The organism is Klebsiella sp. X13, assembly GCF_003323835.1.
Taxonomy (GTDB): Bacteria; Pseudomonadota; Gammaproteobacteria; order Enterobacterales; family Enterobacteriaceae; genus Klebsiella; species Klebsiella ornithinolytica.
On sequence record NZ_CP030874.1, the window covers coordinates 4464022 to 4489686 of the forward strand.

General features: G+C 55.0%; 21 protein-coding genes. 10 read left to right on the plus strand and 11 right to left on the minus strand.

Features of this window, described 5'->3' with window-relative positions; genetic code table 11:
• Positions 1-30: 30 nt before the first annotated feature.
• From lpdA to pdhR, 4 genes are all read right to left on the minus strand, one after another.
• Positions 31-1455, minus strand: coding sequence for a dihydrolipoyl dehydrogenase (lpdA, locus tag DSD31_RS21275; protein WP_004857924.1), 1425 nt, complete (start codon positions 1453-1455; stop codon positions 31-33).
• Positions 1456-1787: 332 nt separating this feature from the next.
• Positions 1788-3683, minus strand: a complete 1896-nt coding sequence (gene aceF, locus DSD31_RS21285) for a pyruvate dehydrogenase complex dihydrolipoyllysine-residue acetyltransferase (protein WP_044349241.1) — start codon at positions 3681-3683, stop codon at positions 1788-1790.
• 14 nt (positions 3684-3697) lie between these two features.
• Positions 3698-6361 carry a pyruvate dehydrogenase (acetyl-transferring), homodimeric type gene (gene aceE, locus DSD31_RS21290; RefSeq protein WP_032689465.1) on the minus strand — a complete coding sequence of 888 codons (2664 nt, stop codon included), beginning with the start codon at positions 6359-6361 and terminating at the stop codon, positions 3698-3700.
• A gap of 241 nt (positions 6362-6602) precedes the next feature.
• Positions 6603-7382, minus strand: a complete 780-nt coding sequence (pdhR, locus tag DSD31_RS21295; protein WP_004857919.1) for a pyruvate dehydrogenase complex transcriptional repressor PdhR — start codon at positions 7380-7382, stop codon at positions 6603-6605.
• Positions 7383-8025: 643 nt separating this feature from the next.
• Here pdhR and aroP point away from each other — a divergent pair.
• The 3 genes from aroP to DSD31_RS21315 all read left to right on the plus strand — a co-directional run bounded on the left by aroP (position 8026) and on the right by DSD31_RS21315 (position 11928).
• A complete protein-coding gene (gene aroP, locus DSD31_RS21305; RefSeq protein WP_162098158.1) occupies positions 8026-9399 on the plus strand; it encodes an aromatic amino acid transporter AroP in 1374 nt (457 codons plus the stop codon).
• A 172-nt stretch (positions 9400-9571) separates the two neighbouring features.
• The gene (locus tag DSD31_RS21310) at positions 9572-10978 is read left to right on the plus strand and encodes a glycoside-pentoside-hexuronide (GPH):cation symporter (protein WP_004857915.1); all 1407 of its coding nucleotides are present in this window, start codon (positions 9572-9574) and stop codon (positions 10976-10978) included.
• Positions 10978-11928 (plus strand): glycoside hydrolase family 43 protein, encoded by a 951-nt coding sequence (locus tag DSD31_RS21315; protein ID WP_104896573.1) that lies wholly within the window; start codon positions 10978-10980, stop codon positions 11926-11928. Before DSD31_RS21310 ends, DSD31_RS21315 begins: the two co-directional genes overlap by 1 nt.
• 30 nt (positions 11929-11958) lie before the next feature.
• Here the strand turns inward: DSD31_RS21315 and ampE are convergent, their stop codons facing one another.
• The gene (gene ampE / locus DSD31_RS21320) at positions 11959-12813 is read right to left on the minus strand and encodes a beta-lactamase regulator AmpE (protein ID WP_015585144.1); all 855 of its coding nucleotides are present in this window, start codon (positions 12811-12813) and stop codon (positions 11959-11961) included.
• The gene (gene ampD / locus DSD31_RS21325) at positions 12810-13373 is read right to left on the minus strand and encodes a 1,6-anhydro-N-acetylmuramyl-L-alanine amidase AmpD (RefSeq protein ID WP_015585145.1); all 564 of its coding nucleotides are present in this window, start codon (positions 13371-13373) and stop codon (positions 12810-12812) included. The genes ampE and ampD overlap by 4 nt, the downstream gene beginning before the upstream one ends.
• A gap of 233 nt (positions 13374-13606) precedes the next feature.
• Here ampD and nadC point away from each other — a divergent pair, with 233 nt between their 5' ends.
• From nadC to hofC, 4 genes are all read left to right on the plus strand, one after another.
• Positions 13607-14500, plus strand: a complete 894-nt coding sequence (nadC, locus tag DSD31_RS21330) for a carboxylating nicotinate-nucleotide diphosphorylase (protein WP_004857908.1) — start codon at positions 13607-13609, stop codon at positions 14498-14500.
• Positions 14501-14678: 178 nt separating this feature from the next.
• Complete coding sequence (gene ppdD, locus DSD31_RS21335; RefSeq protein WP_004857906.1) at positions 14679-15110, plus strand: prepilin peptidase-dependent pilin; 432 nt, start codon at positions 14679-14681, stop codon at positions 15108-15110.
• Positions 15111-15120: 10 nt separating this feature from the next.
• Positions 15121-16506 carry a type II secretion system protein GspE gene (gene gspE / locus DSD31_RS21340; protein ID WP_088883442.1) on the plus strand — a complete coding sequence of 462 codons (1386 nt, stop codon included), beginning with the start codon at positions 15121-15123 and terminating at the stop codon, positions 16504-16506.
• A complete protein-coding gene (gene hofC / locus DSD31_RS21345; RefSeq protein ID WP_004857901.1) occupies positions 16496-17701 on the plus strand; it encodes a protein transport protein HofC in 1206 nt (401 codons plus the stop codon). The genes gspE and hofC overlap by 11 nt, the downstream gene beginning before the upstream one ends.
• A gap of 31 nt (positions 17702-17732) precedes the next feature.
• Here the strand turns inward: hofC and DSD31_RS21350 are convergent, their stop codons facing one another.
• Entirely contained in the window at positions 17733-18776 is a 1044-nt protein-coding gene (locus tag DSD31_RS21350) for a GMP reductase (protein WP_015585159.1), read from the minus strand.
• Positions 18777-19123: 347 nt separating this feature from the next.
• Here DSD31_RS21350 and coaE point away from each other — a divergent pair, with 347 nt between their 5' ends.
• Genes coaE through yacG form a run of 3 tightly spaced genes read left to right on the plus strand, consistent with a single transcriptional unit; the run spans position 19124 to position 20694 of the window.
• Positions 19124-19744 carry a dephospho-CoA kinase gene (gene coaE / locus DSD31_RS21355; protein WP_004857896.1) on the plus strand — a complete coding sequence of 207 codons (621 nt, stop codon included), beginning with the start codon at positions 19124-19126 and terminating at the stop codon, positions 19742-19744.
• Positions 19744-20487 carry a cell division protein ZapD gene (zapD, locus tag DSD31_RS21360; RefSeq protein WP_004857894.1) on the plus strand — a complete coding sequence of 248 codons (744 nt, stop codon included), beginning with the start codon at positions 19744-19746 and terminating at the stop codon, positions 20485-20487. Before coaE ends, zapD begins: the two co-directional genes overlap by 1 nt.
• Before the next feature lie 9 nt (positions 20488-20496).
• Complete coding sequence (gene yacG, locus DSD31_RS21365; protein WP_004857893.1) at positions 20497-20694, plus strand: DNA gyrase inhibitor YacG; 198 nt, start codon at positions 20497-20499, stop codon at positions 20692-20694.
• Positions 20695-20742: 48 nt separating this feature from the next.
• Here yacG and mutT read toward each other — a convergent pair whose 3' ends face one another.
• The 4 genes from mutT to lpxC form a co-directional block, all read right to left on the minus strand.
• Positions 20743-21138, minus strand: coding sequence for an 8-oxo-dGTP diphosphatase MutT (gene mutT / locus DSD31_RS21370; RefSeq protein WP_004857891.1), 396 nt, complete (start codon positions 21136-21138; stop codon positions 20743-20745).
• Between the two features lie 59 nt (positions 21139-21197).
• The gene (gene secA / locus DSD31_RS21375) at positions 21198-23903 is read right to left on the minus strand and encodes a preprotein translocase subunit SecA (protein WP_004857889.1); all 2706 of its coding nucleotides are present in this window, start codon (positions 23901-23903) and stop codon (positions 21198-21200) included.
• A gap of 59 nt (positions 23904-23962) precedes the next feature.
• On the minus strand, positions 23963-24457 hold the full coding sequence (gene secM / locus DSD31_RS21380) for a secA translation cis-regulator SecM (protein ID WP_015585160.1): 495 nt from the start codon (positions 24455-24457) through the stop codon (positions 23963-23965).
• Between the two features lie 252 nt (positions 24458-24709).
• A complete protein-coding gene (lpxC, locus tag DSD31_RS21385) occupies positions 24710-25627 on the minus strand; it encodes a UDP-3-O-acyl-N-acetylglucosamine deacetylase (RefSeq protein ID WP_004857886.1) in 918 nt (305 codons plus the stop codon).
• Positions 25628-25665: the final 38 nt, after the last annotated feature.

Below are 25665 nucleotides of genomic sequence, written 5' to 3' on the forward strand. Positions count from 1 at the left end.
CCGCTTTTGCATTTTGCCGGAAAGAAAAACTTACTTTTTCTTCGCTTTCGCATTCGGCAGGTCGGTGATGCTACCTTCGAACACTTCTGCCGCCAGGCCAACGGACTCGTGCAGAGTCGGGTGCGCGTGGATGGTCAGCGCGATGTCTTCTGCGTCACAACCCATTTCGATAGCCAGACCGATTTCACCCAGCAGCTCGCCGCCGTTGGTGCCGACAATCGCGCCGCCGATAACACGGTGGGTCTCTTTGTCGAAGATCAGTTTGGTCATACCGTCTGCGCAATCAGAAGCGATCGCACGGCCAGACGCTGCCCACGGGAAGGTGGCAGTTTCGTAGCTGATGCCTTTCTCTTTCGCTTCTTTCTCGGTCAGGCCAACCCAGGCAACTTCTGGCTCGGTGTAGGCGATTGACGGGATCACTTTCGGGTCGAAGTAGTGCTTCAGACCGGAGATAACTTCGGCGGCAACGTGACCTTCGTGAACGCCTTTGTGCGCCAGCATCGGCTGACCGACGATATCGCCGATAGCGAAGATGTGCGGCACGTTGGTACGCAGCTGCTTGTCAACGCGGATAAAGCCGCGTTCGTCAACTTCAACGCCCGCTTTGCCTGCGTCAAGGTTTTTACCGTTCGGTACGCGACCGATAGCGACCAGCACCGCGTCATAACGCTGTGCTTCAGCCGGGGCTTTTTTGCCTTCCATGGAAACATAGATACCGTCTTCTTTTGCTTCAACGGCAGTCACTTTGGTTTCCAGCATCAGGTTGAATTTCTTGCTGATGCGTTTGGTGAAGACTTTAACCACGTCTTTGTCGGCAGCCGGGATCACCTGGTCGAACATTTCAACCACGTCGATCTCTGAACCCAGCGCATGGTACACGGTACCCATTTCCAGACCGATGATACCGCCACCCATAACCAGCATACGCTTCGGTACGGATTTCAGCTCCAGCGCATCGGTGGAGTCCCATACGCGCGGATCTTCGTGCGGAATGAACGGCAGCTGAATCGGACGGGAGCCCGCTGCGATGATCGCATTGTCGAAGTTAATCACGGTTTTACCGTTTTCACCTTCCACTTCCAGGGTGTTAGCGCCGGTGAATTTACCCAGACCGTTAACCACCTTCACTTTACGACCTTTGGCCATGCCAGCCAGACCACCGGTCAGCTGAGTGATGACTTTTTCTTTCCAGGTGCGGATCTTGTCAATGTCGGTTTTCGGTTCGCCGAAAACGATGCCGTGCTCGGCCAGCGCTTTCGCTTCTTCGATAACTTTAGCAACGTGCAGCAGTGCTTTAGAAGGGATACAGCCGACGTTCAGGCAAACACCGCCGAGGGTGCTGTAACGTTCTACGATGACGGTCTCCAGACCTAAATCAGCGCAACGGAAGGCAGCAGAATAGCCTGCAGGACCTGCCCCAAGTACCACGACCTGAGTTTTAATTTCAGTACTCATCATGACCTCTGTAGTTTGTATCCGGCGGGTCTGACGCTATTGTTATACACTTCATCCTTCAAGCCGCCTCTGCGTTGGCTGCGCTCGCTCACCCCGGTCACGTACCGCTTGTACGCTCCAGGGATTCACTCCCTTGCCGCCTTGACGCAACTCGAATTTTTTTGTGTAAATTACGCCCATGTCCACCGGGACGTTCTATCCGCCTGCATTTTACAAAATTGTTAACAATTTTGAAACAACAAACGGCAAACGATTTTGTCCTTTGTTGCTGATAACCCCGAAACGAAGACAAGATTACCAGAAAAAAGCCGGCCGTCAGGCCGGCTTTTCGCTTACATCACCAGGCGGCGAATATCGCTCAGCATGTTGTTGATGATGGTGATAAAGCGCGCACCATCAGCACCATCGATCACGCGGTGGTCGAAGGACAGAGAGATAGGCATCATCAGACGCGGTACAAACTCTTTACCATTCCACACCGGTTCCATCGCGGATTTGGACACCCCGAGGATAGCCACTTCCGGCGCGTTAACAATCGGCGCGAAGTGGGTTGTCCCCAGGCCACCGATGCTGGAGATAGTGAAGCAACCGCCCTGCATTTCGCCAGCCGTCAGCTTACCATCACGCGCTTTCTTAGAGATAACCGTCAGTTCACGAGACAGCTCGGTAATGCTCTTCTTGTTCACATCTTTAAAGACCGGAACAACCAGACCATTCGGCGTATCAACCGCCACCCCGATGTTGATGTATTTCTTCAGCGTCAGACGCTGTGCATCTTCGGACAGCGAGCTGTTGAAGCGTGGCATCTGCTCAAGCGCAGCGGCAACCGCTTTCATGATGAAGACAACCGGGGTGAATTTCACGTCCAGTTTGCGCTTCTCAGCTTCAGCATTCTGCTGCTTACGGAAGGCTTCCAGATCGGTGATATCGGTTTTGTCGAAGTGCGTAACGTGCGGGATCATGACCCAGTTACGGCTCAGGTTAGCACCAGAGATTTTCTGGATACGGCCCAGCTCAACTTCTTCCACTTCACCAAACTTGCTGAAGTCCACTTTCGGCCACGGCAGCATGCCCGGCAGACCACCACCGGCGGCAGCGGCAGGCGCAGCTTCAGCGCGTTTCACCGCGTCTTTCACGTAAGCCTGAACGTCTTCGCGCAGGATACGGCCTTTACGACCGGAGCCTTTCACTTTCGCCAGGTTGACGCCGAATTCGCGCGCCAGGCGACGAATCAGCGGTGTCGCATGAACGTAAGCGTCGTTTTCAGCAAACTCAGATTTGCCTTCCGCTTTCGCCGCAGGAGCAGCAGCCGGTTTAGCCGCCGGAGCCGGGGCAGCAGCTGCCGGAGCAGCAGCCTGAGCCGGAGCTGCGGCAGGCGCAGCGCCCTCCACTTCGAAGACCATAATCAGCGAACCGGTAGAGACTTTGTCGCCGGTGCTGATTTTGATTTCTTTGACGGTGCCTGCAAACGGTGCCGGCACTTCCATAGAAGCCTTGTCGCCTTCTACGGTGATCAGAGACTGTTCAGCGGCAACTTTGTCGCCCACTTTCACCATCACTTCGGTGACTTCGACTTCATCACCGCCGATGTCCGGTACGTGAACATCTTTCGCGCCAGCAGCGGCTGCTGGTGCTGCGGCAGCGGCAGGAGCGTCTGCCTGTGCCGGAGCTGCAGCAGGTGCCGCGCCAGCAACTTCGAAGACCATGATCAGCGAGCCGGTAGACACTTTGTCGCCGGTGTTGATTTTGATCTCTTTCACGGTACCCGCGAACGGCGCCGGAACTTCCATCGAGGCTTTATCGCCTTCTACGGTGATCAGGGACTGCTCAGCCGCAACGGTATCGCCCACTTTAACCATGATCTCGGTGACTTCAACTTCGTCGCCGCCGATGTCCGGCACGTGAACGTCTTTTGCCGCCGCTGCAGCAGGTGCTGCTGCCGGGGCCGCTTCTTTCTTCTCTTCTGCCTTGGCAGGTGCAGCATCAGCTGCACCGTCGGCGGAATCGAAAATCATGATCAGTTTACCGGTCTCAGTTTTGTCGCCGACAGAGACTTTGATCTCTTTTACGACGCCAGCCTGCGGAGACGGGACTTCCATAGAGGCTTTATCGCCTTCTACAGTGATCAGCGACTGTTCAGCTTCAACTTTGTCGCCTACTTTGACCAGGATCTCGGTGATTTCAACTTCATCAGCCCCGATGTCCGGTACATTGATTTCGATAGCCATTATTCTTTTACCTCTTACGCCAGACGCGGGTTAACTTTTTCTGCATCGATGTTGAATTTGATGATGGCATCCGCCACCACTTTCTTATCGATTTCGCCACGTTTAGCCAGTTCGCCCAGTGCTGCTACAACCACATAAGAAGCATCTACTTCGAAGTGGTGACGCAGGTTCTCACGGCTGTCGGAACGTCCGAAGCCATCAGTACCCAGCACGCGGTAGTCGTCAGCCGGTACATAAGTACGGACCTGCTCGGCGAACAGTTTCATATAGTCGGTTGATGCTACAGCCGGAGCGTCGTTCATCACCTGAGCGATGTACGGAACGCGCGGAGTTTCCAGCGGGTGCAGCATGTTCCAGCGCTCACAGTCCTGACCGTCACGGGCCAGTTCGGTGAAGGAGGTGACGGAGTACACGTCAGAGCCCACGCCGTAGTCTTTCGCCAGGATCTGCGCTGCTTCACGAACGTGACGCAGGATAGAACCGGAGCCCAACAGCTGAACTTTACCTTTGCTACCTTCAACGGTTTCGAGTTTATAGATACCTTTACGGATACCTTCCTCGGCACCTGCTGGCATGGCCGGCATGTGGTAGTTTTCGTTCAGCGTGGTGATGTAGTAGTAAACGTTCTCTTGTTTCTCACCGTACATACGCTCCAGACCATCGTGCATGATGACCGCAACTTCGTACGCGTAAGACGGATCGTAAGAGATACAGTTCGGGATAGTCAGAGACTGAATATGGCTGTGACCATCTTCGTGCTGCAGACCTTCGCCGTTCAGCGTGGTACGACCGGAAGTCCCGCCGACCAGGAAGCCGCGAGCCTGCTGGTCGCCTGCCTGCCAGCACAGGTCGCCGATACGCTGGAACCCGAACATGGAGTAGTAGATGTAGAACGGGATCATCGGCAGGTTGTTGGTGCTGTAAGACGTTGCCGCCGCCAGCCAGGATGCGCCTGCGCCCAGTTCGTTGATCCCTTCCTGCAGGATCTGACCTTTTTCGTCTTCTTTGTAGTAAGCAACCTGCTCACGGTCCTGCGGGGTGTACTGCTGGCCGTTCGGGCTGTAGATACCAATCTGACGGAACAGGCCTTCCATACCAAAGGTACGCGCTTCATCGGCGATGATCGGCACGAGGCGGTCTTTGATGGACTTGTTCTTCAGCATCACGTTCAGGGCACGAACGAACGCGATAGTGGTAGAAATTTCTTTGTTCTGCTCTTCCAGCAGCGGCGCGAAATCTTCCAGGGTCGGCAGCTCCAGCTTCTCATCGAAGTTCGGCTGACGGCTCGGCAGATAGCCGTGCAGTTTCTGACGCTGAGCGTGCAGATAGGTATGCTCTTCGGAGCCTTCCGGGAAGGTCACGTACGGCAGTTTTTCGATATCCGCATCGGCAACCGGCACATTGAAACGATCGCGGACATAGCGAACGCCGTCCATGTTCATTTTCTTCACCTGGTGAGCGATGTTTTTACCTTCAGCGGTATCGCCCATGCCATACCCTTTAATGGTATGAGCCAGGATAACGGTCGCTTTGCCTTTGGTCTCCTGCGCTTTTTTCAGGGCAGCAAAGACTTTCTTCGGATCGTGACCACCGCGGTTCAGAGCCCAGATCTGCTCGTCAGTCCAGTCGGCAACCAGCGCTGCGGTTTCCGGATATTTACCGAAGAAGTGCTCACGAACGTACGCGCCATCTTTGGATTTGAAGGTCTGGTAGTCACCGTCAACGGTTTCGTTCATCAGCTGAATCAGCTTACCGCTGGTGTCTTTACGCAGCAGCTCATCCCAACGACCGCCCCAGATAACCTTGATAACGTTCCAGCCGGCACCGGCGAAGATACCTTCCAGCTCGTTAATGATTTTACCGTTACCGGTGACCGGGCCGTCCAGACGCTGCAGGTTGCAGTTAATGACGAAGACCAGGTTATCCAGTTTTTCACGGGTGGCGATGGTGATAGCGCCTTTAGATTCCGGCTCGTCCATCTCGCCGTCGCCCAGGAAGGCATAAACGGTTTGTTTGGAGGTATCTTTCAGACCACGGTGTTCCAGATACTTGAGGAATTTCGCCTGATAGATAGCACCGATTGGGCCCAGACCCATGGAGACGGTCGGGAACTGCCAGAATTCCGGCATCAGTTTCGGGTGCGGATAAGAAGACAGACCGTTACCGTGAACTTCCTGACGGAAGTTATTCATCTGCTCTTCGGTCAGACGGCCTTCGAGGAACGCACGTGCGTATACGCCCGGAGAAATGTGGCCCTGGAAGTAAACCAGGTCGCCGCCATCCTGCTCGTTGCGCGCACGGAAGAAGTGGTTAAAGCACACTTCATAGAACGTTGCGGAGGACTGGAAGGAAGCCATGTGGCCACCCAGTTCCAGATCTTTTTTCGATGCGCGCAGAACGGTCATGATGGCGTTCCAACGAATCGCAGAACGAATTCGACGTTCCAGATCCAGATTCCCCGGATATTCCGGTTCATCTTCAACGGCAATAGTGTTGACGTAACTGCCTGTAGATGTGCCAGCAGCAACCTTCACCCCGCCTTTGCGGGCTTCAGAAAGGAGTTGGTCAATCAGATACTGAGCACGCTCAACACCTTCTTCACGGATGACCGATTCGATCGCCTGTAGCCAGTCGCGAGTTTCGATCGGATCCACGTCATTTGGTAAACGTTCTGACATGGGGGGTATTCCTTATCTATCTAATCGTTGATTAATCTGGAACCTGTCCCATTGCACTCTTTGTTCTTCATATTTCAGGTTATCTCTTTGTTGGCTGCGCTTCCTCACCCTGGCCACATAGTTAGCTATGCTCCCGGGGATTCACGCGCTTGCCGCCGCGATATAACCCGAACTATTTGAACAACCAAAAGCACAATAAGACAGGTTCTGCGTTTAGTTGCCGCGCTCTAAAAAATGGCGCTTAAGAACCGGAGTTCTCATCTTTCCGTTGCTGTAAACGACGCAGTGAGCGTTCTCGACGACTCTCCTCACGGCTACGATCCAGCAAAATTTCTTCAATGAACGCCAGGTGTCGATGCGACGCTTCACGCGCCTGCTCCGGCTCTCCGGCGATTATCGCCTCGAAAATACGAGTGCGATGGTTGCTGACCTGCGGAAGCATCTCCCGACGGGCATACAGCAATTCAAAGTTCTGACGAACGTTTTGCGCGAGCATCGGCTCCATGCAGCGTAGCAGATGGAGAAGCACGACATTGTGCGCCGCTTCGGTGACGGCAATTTGATACTGGACGACGGCGTCAGATTCGGCGTCAAGATCGCCGGACTGCTGAGCCCGTTCGATAGCCTGATGCAGCTCGCGAATACGTTCGCGGTCAGCATCATTGCTGCGCAGCGCCGCGTAATAAGCCGCGATGCCTTCCAGCGCGTGGCGGGTTTCCAGCAGATCAAATTGGGATTCAGGGTGATCGGACAGTAGCTCGACCAGCGGGTCGCTGAAGCTCTGCCACAGGCTGCTCTGTACAAAAGTTCCACCGCCCTGGCGACGAAGCAACAAGCCCTTGGCTTCGAGGCGTTGAATAGCCTCACGCAGCGAGGGGCGGGAAACGTCGAACTGTTTGGCCAGTTCGCGTTCAGGCGGGAGTTTTTCACCGGGGCGTAAGGTCCCCTCAAGGATTAAAAACTCAAGCTGCTGCTCTATCACATCAGATAGTTTTGGTTGGCGGATTTTGCTGTAGGCCATATTCCCTGTCTCTGCCATTAGCCCGTAGTCAATTGGTCTTACCAATTCGCAGTTCGTAGCGGTAAAGTAACAAAGTATTCACCTTCTGTCCATACAGGTTTTGATTGAAATCAGGAAACCACGCACATTTTAACAACCTTACAGAAATAACATTTCAGAATTGTAACTTCACACAAATGATGTGTTTACTCCATAAGAGGTAGCGTTAACGTTTATGAAACGAAAAATTAGGCTATCTGAACCGATTCAACTCCGTAAAACTCAATTATTTATTCACAAAGAGTGAATATTCAGCCACTTCAAGCGGATCGCGTTCACCGGCCTGCTATTTACAAATGGTTTCTTTTTGCTCGCTTCGTCATCATCCCTTCATAAAGCAGGTGCATTCACTCGCGCTTATCACTATTCTCGGTGAGACGAAAGGCCTTTTGGTGTTTTTATGTTTCGCCTTCCGTAAAGAAATCAATACGAAAACGGAATTTCGGAATTACACCACACAACAATATGTAAGCTGAATCAATCAGGACCGAGCTGACTAAAACGCCCTTGAATTTAGATAGCTATGCTATCTGGCAGGGACAGACAACGAAGCAGTAGCCTGAAGGACGACGCGTATAAACATAATAACCACACACGAGGTTTCATGATGGAAGGTCAACAGCATGGCGATCGGCTCAAGCGCGGCCTGAAAAACCGCCATATTCAGCTTATTGCTCTGGGCGGCGCTATCGGCACCGGCCTGTTTCTGGGCAGTGCATCCGTTATTCAGTCCGCCGGCCCCGGGATTATTCTGGGCTATGCGATCGCCGGTTTTATCGCCTTCCTGATCATGCGTCAGCTGGGTGAGATGGTCGTAGAAGAGCCGGTAGCAGGTTCATTCAGTCATTTTGCGTATAAATACTGGGGCGGTTTTGCCGGCTTTGCTTCCGGTTGGAACTACTGGGTACTGTACGTTCTGGTGGCCATGGCCGAGCTGACTGCGGTCGGGAAATATATTCAGTTCTGGTGGCCCGAGATCCCAACCTGGGTGTCCGCTGCGGTGTTCTTTATCGCCATCAATGCCATTAACCTGACCAACGTGAAAGTGTTTGGTGAAATGGAGTTCTGGTTCGCCATTATTAAAGTAGTGGCCGTTGTGGCGATGATTCTGTTTGGCGGCTGGCTGCTGTTCAGCGGCAACGGCGGCCCACAGGCAACCGTACGCAACCTGTGGGACCAGGGCGGGTTCCTGCCGCATGGCTTTACCGGACTGGTGATGATGATGGCGATTATCATGTTCTCGTTTGGTGGTCTGGAGCTGGTCGGGATCACGGCAGCTGAAGCGGACAATCCGGAACAGAGCATCCCGAAAGCCACCAACCAGGTTATCTACCGTATCCTGATTTTCTATGTGGGCTCGCTGGCCGTTCTGCTTTCACTGCTGCCGTGGACGCGCGTCACCGCAGATACCAGCCCGTTCGTGCTGATCTTCCACGAGCTGGGCGATACCTTTGTGGCCAACGCCCTCAACGTCGTGGTGCTGACCGCTGCGCTGTCCGTGTATAACAGCTGCGTATACTGCAACAGCCGCATGTTGTTCGGTCTGGCCCAGCAAGGGAACGCCCCGAAAGCGCTGATGAGCGTCGATAAGCGCGGCGTGCCGGTCAATACCATTCTGGTCTCTGCCGTGGTCACCGCGCTGTGCGTCCTGATTAACTACTTCGCACCGGAGTCGGCCTTTGGCCTGCTGATGGCGCTGGTGGTCTCCGCGCTGGTCATTAACTGGGCGATGATTAGCCTGGCGCATATGAAGTTCCGTCGCGCCAAGCAGCAGCAGGGCGTAGTTTCGCGTTTCCCGGCGCTGTTCTACCCGGTCGGCAACTGGGTCTGCCTGCTGTTCATGGTGGCGGTACTGGTGATTATGCTGATGACGCCGGGCATGGCGATTTCCGTTTACCTGATCCCAGTATGGATTGCGATTCTGGGCGTCGGCTATCTGTTTAAACAGAAAAGCGCCAGCGCACTAAAAGCACAATAATACATCTCTGGATTCTGTGCCCGCCCCGTCATGGCGGGCACAGAGCATTGTTATCTGCTTCACACTTTCCCTCCAACAGTCGTTTTATCCATATCGTTGACCTGATACTGCAACGCATTTATCGGCAATTCCGCAAATAATTCTCTCCATACCGCAACGGGGAGATCTCCAGATGGCAGGCAATAAACTTTCAGTGAGAGAAAAGATTGGCTATGGGATGGGCGATGCCGGATGCAACATCATATTTGGCGCCATCATGCTGTTTGTTAACTACTTTTACACCGATATTTTTGGCCTCGCGCCCGCGTTAGTGGGCGTTTTGTTGCTCTCCGTACGCGTCATCGATGCCGTAACAGACCCGATCATGGGCGCCATGGCCGACCGTACTCGCAGTCAATATGGCCGCTTCCGTCCGTGGCTGCTGTGGATGGCTTTCCCCTACGCGCTGTTCAGCGTCCTGATGTTCACCACGCCGGAATGGACCTATCACAGCAAAGTTATCTATGCCTTCGTCACCTACTTCCTGCTCTCGCTGACCTATACCGCGATTAATATTCCCTACTGCTCGTTAGGCAGCGTGATTACTAACGATCCGCAGGAGCGCGTAGCCTGCCAGTCGTATCGTTTTGTGCTGGTCGGTATTGCCACGCTGCTGCTGTCGCTGACGCTGCTGCCGATGGCCGACTGGTTCGGTGGCGCCGATAAAGCCAAAGGTTATCAGATGGCGATGACCGTGCTGGCAGCAATTGGTATGTGTATGTTTTTATTCTGCTTCGCCACCGTTCGTGAACGCGTGCGTCCGGCGGTACAGACCCACGATGAACTGAAGCAAGACTTTAAGGACGTCTGGAAAAATGATCAGTGGGTTCGCATCCTGCTGTTAACGCTGTGCAACGTCTGTCCCGGGTTTATCCGCATGGCCGCCACCATGTACTACGTGACCTGGGTCATGCAGCAAAGCACCCACTTTGCGACGCTGTTTATCAGCCTCGGCGTGGTCGGGATGATGATCGGCAGTATGCTGGCAAAAGTGCTGACCGATCGCTGGTGCAAGCTGCAGGTTTTCTTCTGGACCAATATCGCCCTGGCGATTTTCTCCTGCGCGTTCTACTTCTTCGACCCACATGCCACCATGATGATTATGGTGCTCTACTTCCTGCTCAACATCCTGCATCAGATCCCGTCGCCGCTGCACTGGTCCCTGATGGCTGACGTCGATGATTACGGCGAGTGGAAAACCGGCAAACGCATCACCGGGATCAGCTTCTCCGGTAATCTTTTCTTCCTGAAAGTCGGGCTGGCGGTAGCCGGCGCGATGGTCGGTTTCCTGCTCTCATGGTACGGCTACGATGCCGGCGCCAAAGAGCAGAGCGCCTCGGCGGTAAACGGTATCGTGCTGCTGTTCAGCGTCATTCCGGGTGTTGGCTATCTGATTACCGCAGGCGTCGTGCGGATGCTGAAGGTCAACCGCGAGTTTATGTGCCAAATCCAGTCGGACCTGGAAAAGCGTCGCGCTAACTACGAGGAACTCAATACCTGGCAGGATCTCAAAACCAGTGAACACATAAGGAAAGCTTGATGAGCAACTGGCCTAATCCGTTTATTGAACAACGCGCGGACCCCTATATTCTGCGCCATCAGGATCACTACTATTTTATCGCCTCGGTTCCGGAATATGACCGGCTGGAGATTCGTCGCGCGGCGACGCTGGAAGGTCTGTGCGAAGCGCCGCCGGTGGTGGTCTGGCGTAAAGCGGAGAGCGGCCCAATGAGCCAGCTCATCTGGGCACCGGAACTGCATGAAATTGACGGGAAATGGTATATCTATTTTGCCGCTGCTCACACGCAAGACCTGGACCAACTCGGGATGTTCCAGCACCGGATGTTTGTCCTCGAATGTGCCGACAGCGACCCGCTCAGCGGTCAGTGGGTTGAAAAAGGCCAGGTAAAAACGCCCTTCGATACCTTTGCGCTGGATGCCACCACCTTTCAACATCAGGGCAGGCAGTGGTATCTATGGGCGCAGAAAGCCCCACATATTGCAGGCAACTCCAACCTCTACCTGGCGGAGCTGGCAAACCCGTGGACGCTAAAAGGTGATCCCGTGATGTTGAGTAAACCGGAGTTTGACTGGGAATGTCGCGGTTTTCGGGTCAATGAAGGCCCGGCGGTTCTGGTCCACGGCGAGCGGCTGTTTGTCAGCTATTCCGCCAGCGCAACCGATGAAAACTACTGCATGGGACTCTTGTGGATAGACCTGCTGGCCGACCCGCTGCGCCCGGAGAACTGGCATAAATCACCGGAGCCCGTATTTCGTACCAGCGATGAGAACCGTCAGTATGGCCCCGGTCACAACGGTTTTACGCAAACGCCGGAAGGGGAAGATGTGCTGGTCTACCATGCGCGGAACTATACCGAAATTGAAGGCGATCCGCTGTACGATCCGAATCGCCATACGCGGCTCAAGCGGGTTCGCTGGCAAGAAAACGGGATGCCTGACTTCGGCATCCCGCCCGCCGATACGTATTGATCGCCTCCCCTGCCCGGCAGCGGGCGGGGCTTAAATCAAGGTACCGTAAATGGTGAGTAGCGCCATGATAACGACCACCACCAGCGACGTTTTTTTGGCCATTGAGACCGCCGCTTTAGGTGTCTCGACCTTATCCACATGCGGTTCGCGCGCCAGCGAAAACTGAGCCAGTCGGGTCAGAACCTGGTACTGCGACGAGTGACGGTCGCCCAAAGAAGCAAACCAGGCCGGCAAGGCTCTTTCCCCGTGTCCCACCAACGCATAGACCACGCCGACCAGACGTACCGGCAGCCAGTCCACCACGTGCAGAATGGCATCAATCCCCGACTGTAAGCGATGGCGCGGCGTCTGATAACGCGCCAGCCACGTCTGCCAGGCGCGCAGCACGCAGTAGCCAATCAGCGTAATAGGTCCCCATGGCCCGCCAACCACAAACCAGAACAGCGGAGCCAGGTAGTAGCGGTAGTTAATCCACAGCAGCGCATTTTGCAGTTCGCTCAGAAACTCGCGATCGTCACAGCCTGGCGGCACGCCGTGAATCAGCGTCAGCTCGCTGGCCATCGCGTCACAAGCATGACGATCGTTGCGTGATGCGGCTTTCAGATACGCATGATAGTGCAGCCGTACCCTGCCCGCGCCAATACACAGCAGGCCGAGCAAGATCCAGAAGACCAGAAGAGGGACGTTAAACAGCACCCCGTGCAGCAGGCGCTGGATAAGATAAACCACCGCCATGGCCAGCGCCGTCATCAGCAGAGTCGCAGGGAGTGAAAAGTGTTTTACCCGGCGAAACAGCACTTCCAGGCGGTGATCGAGCTGCCAGTGCTCACCCAGCTTAAACAGCCGCTCAGCGATGAGAACCAGCAGCGTAGTAAACAACGTCATGGCATCTCCTTTTCTGACGAAGCGGCCAGCAGGCCGCGAAATTTTGCCCAGTCAAAAGCCGGACCGGGATCCGTTTTTCGGACTGGCGCAATATCGCTGTGGCCAGTCATATGGCGTGCGATGGCCGGGTACAACGCGATCAGCTGTCGCGTCACCGCCACCAGCTGCTGGTACTGCGCATCGGTATAAGCCAGCGTGTCGGTTCCTTCCAGCTCAATGCCGATAGAAAAGTCATTGCAGCGTTCACGCCCGTGATAGCTGGATACGCCCGCGTGCCACGCTCGCTTATCAAAAGGAACATACTGCACAATTTCACCATCGCGACGAATAAGACAATGCGCTGAAACGCGCAGGTGCGCGATTTCCGCAAAGAAAGGATGAGCGCTGGGATCGAGCGTTCCGGTGAATAAAGCATCGATCCACGGGCCGCCAAACTCCCCCGGCGGCAGACTAATATTATGCACCACCAGTAAGGAAGGGGCTTCATCATCCGGGCGGCAATCATGGTGCGGCGAAGGAACCCGACGCGCATCCACCAGCCATCCCCCATTCAACTGCATGCGGAATCTCCTTTCGCTAACTCATGCTCCCGGGCCGCCCGTGGCCCAAAGGATGCTGATTATCATACACAAAATCGTTCAGCCTGCGGTCCAGCAACCCACAAATCATCGCTGAAAAGCAGAGACATAGCCGATACAGAGGCGCCCCGAAGCGCGAAGTCTGTATGGTGTAGAAACGCTGTTCAGGTTAGCATGTTTCCCACTGCTGAATCTTATCTATCTGGAGCTTTATCATGTCGCCTCGTCGCTACAATCCCGACCGCCGCCGTGACGCGCTGCTGGAACGCATTAACCTGGATATCACCGATGCCGTCGCCCAATCCCTGCGGGAAGATCTGGGTGGCGAGGTCAATGCCAACAACGATATTAGCGCCCAATTATTGCCGGAAGACGCACGCTCACATGCGGTCATTATTACGCGCGAAGACGGCGTATTTTGCGGTAAGCGCTGGGTGGAAGAGGTCTTCATTCAACTGGCTGGCGACGATGTCAGCATCACCTGGCATGTCGAAGATGGCGATCTCATCAAAGCGGACCAGCCGCTGTTCGAGCTGGAGGGGCCTTCCCGGCTGCTGCTGACCGGTGAACGCACCGCGCTGAATTTCGTGCAGACCCTGTCCGGCGTCTCCAGCGAAGTACATCGTTACGTGGAGCTGCTGGCCGGAACCAAAACCCAGCTGCTCGACACGCGTAAAACGCTGCCAGGCCTGCGCACCGCACTGAAGTATGCCGTACTGTGCGGCGGCGGCGCCAACCACCGTCTGGGTTTATTCGACGCCTTCCTGATTAAAGAAAACCACATTATTGCCTCAGGCTCAGTGCGTCAGGCGGTGGAAAAAGCTTTCTGGCTGCATCCGGACGTTCCGGTTGAAGTGGAAGTGGAATCGCTTGATGAACTGGATGAAGCGCTTAAAGCCGGCGCGGATATCATTATGCTCGATAATTTCACCACCGACCTGATGCGTGAAGCGGTGAAGCGGACCAACGGCAAGGCGGCGCTGGAAGTATCCGGCAACGTGACGTTTAAAACCATCCGCGAATTTGCCGAAACCGGCGTTGATTACATCTCCGTGGGCGCCCTGACCAAGCACGTACACGCCCTGGACCTCTCCATGCGTTTTCGCTAATCGCCCGCCCCGGAGCGACAACGCGCCGGGGCTTTTTTTGCGAGACAGCGAGCATCTCTGACTCCCCCACCTGCAAGAACACCAGAAAACCTGGAAAGTCGTTTCCCACCTCATCATTTGTCATTCGCCGCGGCGGCGCCAGCGCGTCACAGTGCTTCCTTCACCACAAGGAGCATATATGGACAGACAACGCGGATTTACCCTGATCGAACTGATGGTGGTCATCGGCATTATCGCCATTCTGAGCGCTATCGGCATTCCGGCTTATCAGAACTACCTGCGCAAGGCGGCCCTGACCGACATGCTGCAAACCTTTGTCCCCTACCGCACGGCCGTTGAACTATGCGCACTCGAACACGGCGGACTGACAAGCTGTGACGCCGGTGCCAACGGCATCCCTTCTCCAGCGACCACGCGCTACGTCGCCACCATGAGCGTCGCGCAAGGTATTGTCACGCTGAACGGACAAGAAAGCCTGAACGGACTGAGCGTCACCCTGACGCCGTCCTGGGACAATGCAAGCGGTATCACCGGCTGGGGGCGCGTCTGCAACATAGCCAGCAGCAGCGCACTCCAGCAGGCCTGCGAAGATGTGTTCCGCATAAACTGAGGCCGCCACGATGAAAACCGATCGGTTAATCTCCCTTTGTCAGCGCCATCAGGCGCTGCTGTTGAACAGCGATGAGCAAACCATCGCTATCGCGGTTGTCGATGCTCCGACGCCTGAACTGATGGAGGCGCTGCGTTTCGCTACTCAGAAGCGAATCGATATCGAATGCTGGAGCCAGGCGCAGATGGATAAGCGTCAGCAGACGGCAACCCACCCCTCGCCCCCTGCCCACAGCGATACCGCGGCCGATGTAATCGGCCAGGTCCAGCAGATCCTCGAGCAAGCGCTACGCCAGCGGGCTTCCGACATTCATTTTGAGCCCGAAGAAAATCACCTGCGCATTCGCCTGCGTGTCGATGGCGTACTCCATGCACTTTCGCCCCTTCCCCCCGAACGTGCAGCCCCGGTCGCCGCGCGGCTTAAAGTGCTCGGCAACCTGGACATCGCCGAGCATCGCCTGCCGCAGGATGGCCAGTTTACCCTGCCCCTTGCCGGTCGCCCGGTCTCTTTCCGTATAGCCACACTGCCCTGTCGCCACGGGGAGAAAATCGTGCTGCGTTTACTGCATCAGGTCGAGCAGGCACTCGAGCTGGGGGCGCTGGGACTTTCGTCAGACCAGCTTAATGCGTTTCGCTCGGCCCTCGACCAGCCGCAGGGACTGCTGCTGGTTACCGGCCCAACCGGTAGCGGTAAAACCGTTACCCTTTATAGCGCGCTGCAAACCAGAAACCACGATGCGGTCAATATTTGTAGCGTGGAAGATCCGCTGGAGATGCCGATAGCCGGAATGAACCAGACACAAATTAACCCCCGCGCCGGACTGACTTTTCAAAACGTTCTGCGCGCGCTGTTACGCCAGGATCCTGACATTGTGATGGTCGGGGAAATTCGCGATGCGGAGACCGCAGAGATTGCGATTAAAGCGGCGCAAACCGGGCATCTGGTCCTTTCGACGCTGCACACCAACTCCACCAGTGAAACCCTCACTCGCCTACAGCAAATGGGCGTTGCCGGCTGGATGCTCTCTTCTGCACTGTCGCTGGTTATCGCTCAACGCCTGGTGCGTAAACTGTGCGTACACTGCCGCCGTGAAACCGGGAAGACGATGGATATACCGCGCCGCCTGTGGCCCCGACCTCTCCCGCGCTGGCAGGCAGTAGGCTGTCAGCACTGCTATCACGGCTACTATGGTCGCCAGGCATTATTTGAGCTATTGCCGGTGAATGCCCCGCTACGTCAAGCGATCGCCCGTGGCCCGAGCGCGCTGGAAATCGAATCTCTGGCACGGGAAGCGGGAATGATGACGCTGTTTGAAAGCGGCTGTCTGGCGGTCGAGCAAGGGCTGACCAACCTTGAAGAAATCGTCCGCGTACTGGGGATCCCTCATGACCGCTAACCGTCTCTGGCGCTGGCAAGGCGTGGATATGCAGGGCCAATTTTGTCAGGGAACACAGTGGAACCCTGGCCGACTGGAAGTATTCCAGGCGCTTCAGCATGAACGCATTATTCCACTGGCCATTCGCCGCTGTGCGGTCAAAAACACGCTCTGGCATCCGCGCTATGGCAGTCAGGTTGTTCGCCAACTGGCGGTGCTCCTTCAGGCCGGACTTTCTTTAGCTGAAGGACTCGAACTGCTGGCGCAACAGCAACCGAGCGCGCAGTGGCAGGCGCTGCTGCGCACACTGGCTCAGGATCTGGCGCAAGGCGTCTCGCTTTCTGCCGCGCTGGAAAAGTGGCCTCAGGCCTTTGCACCGCTTAGTCTGGCGATGATCCGTACCGGCGAGCTCACCGGTAAACTGGATTTTTGTTGTCTTCAGCTGGCGCGTCAACAGCAGGAACAGCAGCAGCTGGCAGAAAAAGTAAAGAAAGCGGTGCGCTACCCGGCCGTTATTCTGGGTCTGGCCCTGATGGTGGTGGTGGCGATGCTGTGCTTCGTTCTGCCGGAGTTTGCGGCGATCTACCAAACCTTCAACACACCGCTACCGCTGCTGACGCGCCTGGTTATTCACGCCAGCGAGAGCCTTAGCTATGGCTGGCCACTGCTGATTGTGCCGATTGTGCTGCCCGCCGTCCTTAATCTGATAGCCAGTCGCCGCCCGCACTGGCTGCTGCAGCGACAAAAAATGCTCCACGCGCTCCCGGTTGTGGGAAAACTCAAACGCGGGCAGCGGCTTAGCCAGATCTTTACCGTACTCGCACTGACCCAAAGTGCAGGTATTAGCTTTCTACAAGGTCTGGAAAGCGTCGAGGATACGCTGAACTGCCCGCTATGGCGCCAGCGGATCCAGCAGGTGCATCTGCACATTAGCCACGGAGCTCCCATCTGGCAGGCTCTTGAGCGAAGCGGCGGTTTTACCACGCTATGCCTGCAGCTGATCCGTACCGGTGAAGCATCCGGATCGCTGGATACAATGCTGGAAAACCTCGCCCGTCATCATAGTGAGCAGACGCATTATCAGGCAGAAAATCTGGCAACGTTACTGGAGCCGGCCCTGCTGTTGATAACCGGAACGATTGTCGGTGTGCTGGTGGTGGCGATGTATTTACCCATCTTTCATCTGGGTGACGCCATTAGCGGAATGGGCGGATAAGTGCTGGCGCAAAACGCGCCAGCATCAGGCATTACAGGCTGTTGAACACGCGGTTCTCTTGTTCCTGCACGCGAATGAAGGTCGTACGCTTGGTCAGCTCTTTCAGGCGAGAGGCGCCCACATAGGTACAGGCAGAACGCAGGCCACCGAGGATATCGCGAGCCGTGTTCTCTACCGGTCCACGCAGAGGCAGCTTAACGGTTTTGCCTTCCGCGGCGCGATACTGCGCAACGCCGCCAACGTGGCGCGTCATGGCGGATTCGGAGCTCATGCCGTAGAACAGCATGAATTTCTCGCCGTTTTCTTCAACGACGGTACCGCCGCTCTCTTCATGGCCAGCCAGCATTCCCCCCAGCATGACAAAATCTGCACCGCCGCCGAAGGCTTTCGCCACGTCACCTGGCATCGTGCAACCGCCATCGCTGACGATCTGGCCGCCCAGGCCATGCGCCGCATCGGCACACTCGATAACGGCAGACAGCTGCGGATAACCGACGCCGGTCTTCACGCGAGTGGTACATACGGAGCCCGGGCCGATGCCCACTTTCACAATATCAGCACCGGACAGAATCAGCTCTTCGCACATTTCGCCCGTCACAACGTTACCCGCAATAATGGTTTTTTGCGGCCAGGCTGCACGCGCTTTGGCGACGAACTGAACAAAATGTTCAGAATAACCATTCGCCACATCGATGCAGACGAAGCTAAGCTGCGGGTTCTGAGAAAGGATCTGCTGGGTTTTTTCGAAATCGACATCCGAGGTGCCGGTGGACACCATGACGTACTTCAGCACATCTGCGGACACCGACTGGACAAACTCCTGCCATTGTTCAACGGTATAGTGCTTGTGAACCGCGGTCAGAATACCGAAAGAGGCCAGCGCTTTCGCCATGCCAAACGTCCCGACGGTATCCATGTTAGCGGCAATGATCGGCACGCCAGACCAGGACAGACCAGAATGTTTAAAAGTGAATTCACGTTCCAGCTGAACATCAGAACGGCTTTTGAGGGTAGAGCGTTTTGGGCGGATAAGAACGTCTTTAAAACCAAGCTTCAGATCTTCTTCGATACGCATGTACGAATTCCTGGGGTTAATTGCATTATTGTGAGAGCACAACTCCAGTGACGTTATCATACGCACGAATCATGGCTGCGCAAGACTGCGATTTTCACTTTTTTTACGCTACAATCGTATAAATTTACCTGGTGAACAGTGAATGGCGCGAACGCAATAATCGACGCCCGGCGTATCATTTTTAACCACTTGATTTATATATACAAAACAATCCAGTATATACTGTGATGGCCTTTTATTGGCCTGCAGCCACCTTGATGGGGATAGCGTTCACCGGGGCGTGGTGCGCAGCAAAACGAGCGCCTCTGAAGAGTAATGTGTATATGGTCAGTTCAGGATCGGAGCGTATGAGGTATACGGTAGCGTTAACAGGCGGCATTGGCAGTGGCAAAAGTACCGTGGCCGATGCATTTTCCCGGCTTGGGATTAACGTTATTGACGCTGACATTATTGCCCGTCAGGTAGTAGAACCCGGAACCACCGCGCTTCAGGCCATCGCCGCTCACTTTGGTTCACCGATGCTCAATGATGACGGCACGCTGAACCGCCGCGCTCTGCGTGAAAAAATCTTTGCTCACCCTGAAGATAAAACCTGGCTTAACGGGCTATTGCATCCGCTCATCCAGCAGGAAACTCGCCGGCAGATGCAGGCCGCGAGCTCTCCTTATATTCTTTGGGTCGTCCCCTTACTGGTAGAAAACCGGCTGGCTACGCAGGCCGATCGCGTGCTGGTCGTTGATGTTCCAAAAGAGACGCAGATCGCGCGTACGATGCTTCGCGATCGGGTCAGTCGTGAACATGCAGAACATATTCTTGCCGCCCAGGCGACGCGCGAACAGCGCCTTGCCGTTGCGGATGATGTCATTGAAAACATGGGCTCTCCGGATGCCGTCGCATCGGATGTTGCCCGCCTGCACGAAAAGTATCTAATGCTGGCATCGCAGGCCGCCTCACAGGAAAAACCGTAATGCACACCCCCGTTCTGTTTGAACATCCACTCAACGAGAAAATGCGCACCTGGCTGCGTATTGAATTTTTGACTCAGCAATTGTCCGTTCATCCGACAATCGCCAGCTACGCCGATGCACTCCATTTTTTCCGCAACGCGGGCGATCTTTTAGATGTACTGGAACGTGGAGAGGTCAGGACGGACCTGCTAAAAGAGCTGGAGCGCCAGCAGCGGAAATTACAGTCATGGGTAGACATTCCCGGCGTCGATGGCGAACGCATTGACGCCTTGCGTCAGCAGTTGAAGCAGTGCGGCGCCACGCTGATGTCCGCGCCGCGCATCGGCCAGTTCCTGCGTGAAGATCGTTTGATTGCGCTGGTACGCCAGCGTCTGAGCATTCCCGGCGGCTGCTGCAGCTTTGATTTGCCCACGCTGCATATCTGGCTGCACATGCCGCAGGCATACCGTGACGAACAGATCGGCGTCTGGATAGCCAGCCTTGATCCGCTGACTCAATCTCTGGTGCTGATCCTCGATCTGATTCGTAATGCCGCCCCTTTCCGTAAGCAGACCAGCCTCAACGGCTTTTATCAGGATAATGGCGAAGATGCCGACCTGCTACGTCTGCGGCTGGATATTGCCAGCCAGCTCTATCCTCAAATCTCCGGGCATAAGAGCCGTTTCGCTATCCGCTTCCTGCCGCTGGATAGCGAGTTCGGGGTCGTACCTGAGCGTTTTGATTTTGAACTGGCCTGTTGTTAAGGAGAAATAATGTCAGAAGAGACGATCGTCAATTGCCCCACCTGCGGTAAACCCGTGGTCTGGAACGCACAGAGCCTGTACCGCCCCTTTTGCTCTAAACGCTGCCAGCTGATTGATCTAGGTGAATGGGCTGCAGAAGAAAAACGTATTCCCAGCGCGAGCGATCTGTCCGATAGCGATGGCTGGAGCGAGGAACAGCAACCGTGACCGGTTCCCGGGCAAGGCAACATCGCGCCTTGTCCGGGAAACGCGGGTTCAGGAAGCCGCCTGCACTAATTTGGTAATAATGGGTTCATTCGCCGGCGGAAACGCCTCAGAGTCTAATGCCCGTTGCGCAATCCACTGCCCGGGCTGTCCCTCTTTCCCCCACGGCTCGCCGGACCACTCTTCCACCAGCCAGAACCACAGGGTAATGTGGCGGTCCGGGAACTGATACTCAAGCTTATCAAACAGGCGGGATGAGCTTACCGTAATCCCCACTTCTTCCTGCAGTTCACGCACCAGCGCCTGTTCCGCAGATTCTCCGGCTTCAATTTTACCGCCGGGAAACTCGAGTTTGTTGGCCATATGGGCATCGGCGGCGCGCTGGGTGATAAAGATCTCCCCCTGCGGATTGCGGATAATACCCACGGAAATTTGCAGTTGTTTCATCGTGATCATTCCATAAAAAAGGCGCAGATATCTGCGCCTTTATTTTTCATGCTCTGAGCTTAGCTCAGACGGCCATGGCACTGCTTATATTTTTTACCGGAACCACATGGGCACGGATCGTTGCGCCCCACTTTACGCTCGCCGGTCTCCTCAGCCAGCGCAGCCGCGGCGGCAGTATCGTCGTCCTGATGGCTAAGCTGTTGCATCTGCGCCAGACGTTCGGCTTCCTCGCGGCGCTGCTGCTCCATTGCTTCAACTTCTTCCGGCATGCGGACCTGAACCTTGCTCAGGGTGCTGATCACTTCATACTTCAGCGATTCCAGCATCGCGGCAAACATAGAGAAGGACTCACGCTTGTACTCCTGCTTAGGATCTTTCTGCGCATAGCCGCGCAGGTGAATACCCTGACGCAGGTAATCCATCGCCGCGAGGTGCTCTTTCCACAGCGAGTCCAGAGTCTGCAGCATGACGCCTTTCTCGAAATGACGCATCATTTCAGCGCCCACAACTTCTTCTTTACGCTGATAGGTCTCAATCGCGCTCTGCAGAATACGCTCGCGCAGCGTCTCTTCATGCAGCTCCGGCTCTTTATCCAGCCACTCTTTCAGCGGCAGCTCGAGGTCGAAGTCATTTTTCAGACGTTCCTGCAGACCTTCAACATCCCACATTTCTTCCAGAGACTGCGGCGGGATATGGGCATCGATGGTCGCTTTGAACACATCTTCGCGGATGCTGTTAATGGTTTCGCTAACATCAGAAACGTCCAGCAATTCGTTACGCTGACTGTAGATTGCCCGGCGCTGATCGTTAGCAACATCATCATATTCCAGCAGCTGCTTACGAATATCAAAGTTGCGGCTTTCGACTTTACGCTGTGCGTTAGCGATAGCCTTGGTGACCCACGGGTGCTCAATCGCTTCGCCTGGTTTCATCCCCAGCTTGCGCATCATGCCGGAGACACGGTCGGAGGCAAAGATACGCATCAGAGCATCTTCCATCGACAGGTAGAAGCGGGAAGAACCGGCATCCCCCTGACGACCAGAACGGCCGCGCAGCTGGTTATCGATACGACGGGATTCATGACGCTCGGTACCGATAATATGCAGGCCGCCTGCTGCCAGAACGGCATCGTGACGAACCTGCCAGTCGGCTTTAATCTGCGCGATTTGCTCCGGTGTCGGATCTTCCAGCGCAGCGACTTCGGCTTGCCAGCTCCCGCCGAGCATAATATCCGTACCACGACCCGCCATGTTGGTTGCGATGGTTACCGCTGACGGGTAACCCGCCTGGGCAACGATATCCGCTTCGCTGGCGTGGAACTTCGCGTTCAGAACATTGTGCTTGATACCGGCTTTGGTCAGTTCATGGGAAACCACTTCTGATTTTTCAATCGAAATGGTACCAACCAGAACCGGCTGGCCAGCGGCGGTGCGCTCTTTGATATCTTCGATGATCGCCTGAATTTTTTCCGCTTCGGTCATATAGACCAGATCCGCCATATCTTTACGGATCATCGGGCGGTTAGTCGGCACCACTACGGTATCCAGCTTGTAGATAGAGCTGAATTCAAAGGCTTCAGTATCTGCCGTACCGGTCATCCCCGCCAGTTTCTCATACAGACGGAAATAGTTCTGGAAGGTGATGGAGGCCAGCGTCTGGTTTTCATTCTGGATATCCACGCCTTCTTTCGCTTCAACGGCCTGGTGGAGACCATCAGACCAGCGACGTCCTTGCATCGTACGACCGGTATGCTCATCGACGATAATCACTTCGCCATCTTTGACGATATAGTCAACGTCGCGGGTGAACAGCACGTGCGCGCGCAGCGCTGCCGTCACGTGATGCATCAGCATAATATTGGACGGTGAATACAGCGATTCGCCTTCGTCCATGATCCCTTCCTGCACCAGCAGCTCTTCGATCAGCACCAGACCGCGTTCGGTCAGGTTAACCTGGCGCGCCTTTTCATCAACGGAGAAGTGGCCTTCACCGGTGAAGGTGTCGGAATCTTCTTTATCCTGACGAACCAGGTGCGGGATGATCTTGTTCACGCGCTTGTACATTTCCGAGCTGTCTTCCGCCGGACCGGAAATGATCAGCGGAGTACGCGCTTCATCGATCAGAATGGAGTCCACCTCATCCACCAGCGCATAGTGCAGTTTACGCTGAACGCGCTCTTCCGGGCTGAACGCCATATTGTCGCGCAGGTAGTCAAAGCCGTATTCGTTGTTGGTACCGTAGGTAATATCCGCACCGTACGCTTCACGTTTGGCTGGCGCCGGTAAACCGGACATGTTGATCCCGACGGTCATACCGAGGAACTCAAACAGCGGGCGGTTGTTTTCAGCATCACGCTGTGCCAGATAGTCGTTGACGGTAACCACGTGAACGCCTTTACCGGACAATGCATTCAGGTACGCAGGCAGCGTTGCGGTCAACGTTTTACCTTCACCGGTACGCATTTCCGCGATGCAACGCTGGTTAAGCACCATACCGCCCAGCAGCTGGACGTCGAAGTGGCGCATACCGAATACACGTTTACTGGCTTCACGAACCACGGCAAAGGCTTCCGGGATCAGGCTCTCCAGGCTTTCGCCCTTTTCCAGGCGAGCACGGAACTCGGCGGTTTTGCCTTTCAGCTCGTCATCGGAGAGCTTTTCCATCTCCGGTTCCATGGCATTGATGAGGCCAACGGTTTTGCGCATACGGCGCAGGGTACGATCGTTACGACTACCGAAAACTTTAGTTAATAATTTGATTAGCATAATAAAATCTCAAACGCCCCGCGATGCGGAGTCACAAAAAAGAATCATCCGTTTTTAGTTCAGCTGAGACGTTGAGGTCCTGCGCGAATCCCTGCCACCTGGCTAATCCAGGCCGAGACAGAAAATGCAGAATGGGACGGGGTATAAGCCGCCTGGCGAACGATTACCGGCGGTTTACTCTCCTGCGTCAGCAGTGCGCTGAGCGTGTCAAGTAAAGCCAGATGCTGCGCCTGGAAGGGCGAAGACTCTTCGGCAACCGGCAGCGCTTGCGGCGCCATCGCAAATGAGAGATGACGAATAACCGTGCGGATAGCATGCTGATGCCAGTAATCGACGGTAAAATTCGGTCGACGGCTGGCGTCAAGCAGCGCCAGCTGGGAGAAATTAACTTTATTCGGGCTGTGGTTGCTGGCCGTGGTTTTCGTCGGCGAAGCCGTTTCGTGGCTGTTGCTAAGCGCAGGCAGGCCAAAGCTAGCCGCGACCATCCCCAACAGGAGATGCGGCCAGAAATACCGTCTGCCAAACTGTCGCCAGCGCGTCAGCAATCCACTCACGTACGTTACCTTTAGTTGAAGCAACCCCAGGAAATATTTTTTGCGCCCAAATACTACCATTAATACTGCACGACAGCAGCAGGAATGACGGTTGCGACAAGGCAAAAACGTTCAATAAATCAGCGAACGAACAATGAACAGCGCCGCAGAATCAGGGCAGAACCAGCAGAGGAAGGCAAAAAAAGAAAAAAGACTGGCTCCCTGGCCGGAGAGAGTACCAGGTTACCAGTCTGTTTTACTGAATGGTCAGGCTTATGCCATAACCATTGACGGTGCGCGGAATGCCAGCGGCAGTTCTGCTTCGTCTTCGAAAGTCACATACTCCCAGGCTTCCTGTTTTGCCAGAACAGCCTGCAGCAGTTTGTTATTCAACGCGTGACCTGATTTGAACGCCGTGAATGCACCGATGATATTGTGACCACACATAAACAGGTCACCGATCGCATCCAGCATTTTGTGGCGGACAAACTCATCTTCAAAGCGAAGACCGTCTTCGTTCAATACGCGATAATCGTCAACAACGATGGCACAATCGAAGCTGCCGCCCAGGCACAGACCGCGGGACTGCAGATATTCGATATCACGCATAAAACCAAAAGTACGAGCGCGACTAATCTGGCGCATAAATGCATCAGCAGAGAAGTTCATCGCATAGCGCTGGCTGCTTGCATCAATCGCCGGGTGGTTAAAATCGATGGTAAAATCCAACGAAAAACCATTGTACGGTTTGAATTCAGCCCATTTGTCGCCATCTTCGACCCGAACGGTCTCTTTGATGCGTACAAATTTCTTGGCACAGTTCAGCTCATCGATGCCGGCATCCAGCAGCAGATAAACGAACGGCGCAGCGCTACCATCCATAATTGGAATTTCCGGCGCATCGACTTCAACAACGATGTTGTCAATGCCGAGACCTGCCAGTGCGGCATTCAGGTGCTCGACAGTCGAAATCCGCACGTCATGCTCGTTCACCAGGCAAGTACAGAGCATGGTATCACGCACAGATTTGGCATCAGCCGGAAAATCAACCGGTGGATTCAAGTCGGTGCGACGATAGATGACCCCGGTATTTGCCGGCGCAGGGCGTAACGTCAGGGTGACTTTCTTGCCGGTATGCAAACCGACGCCAGTCGCCTGAACGATACGTTTAAGAGTCCTTTGTTTGATCATCGTATAATCTCGCCAAGTTACCTATCCAACCGAAGTGT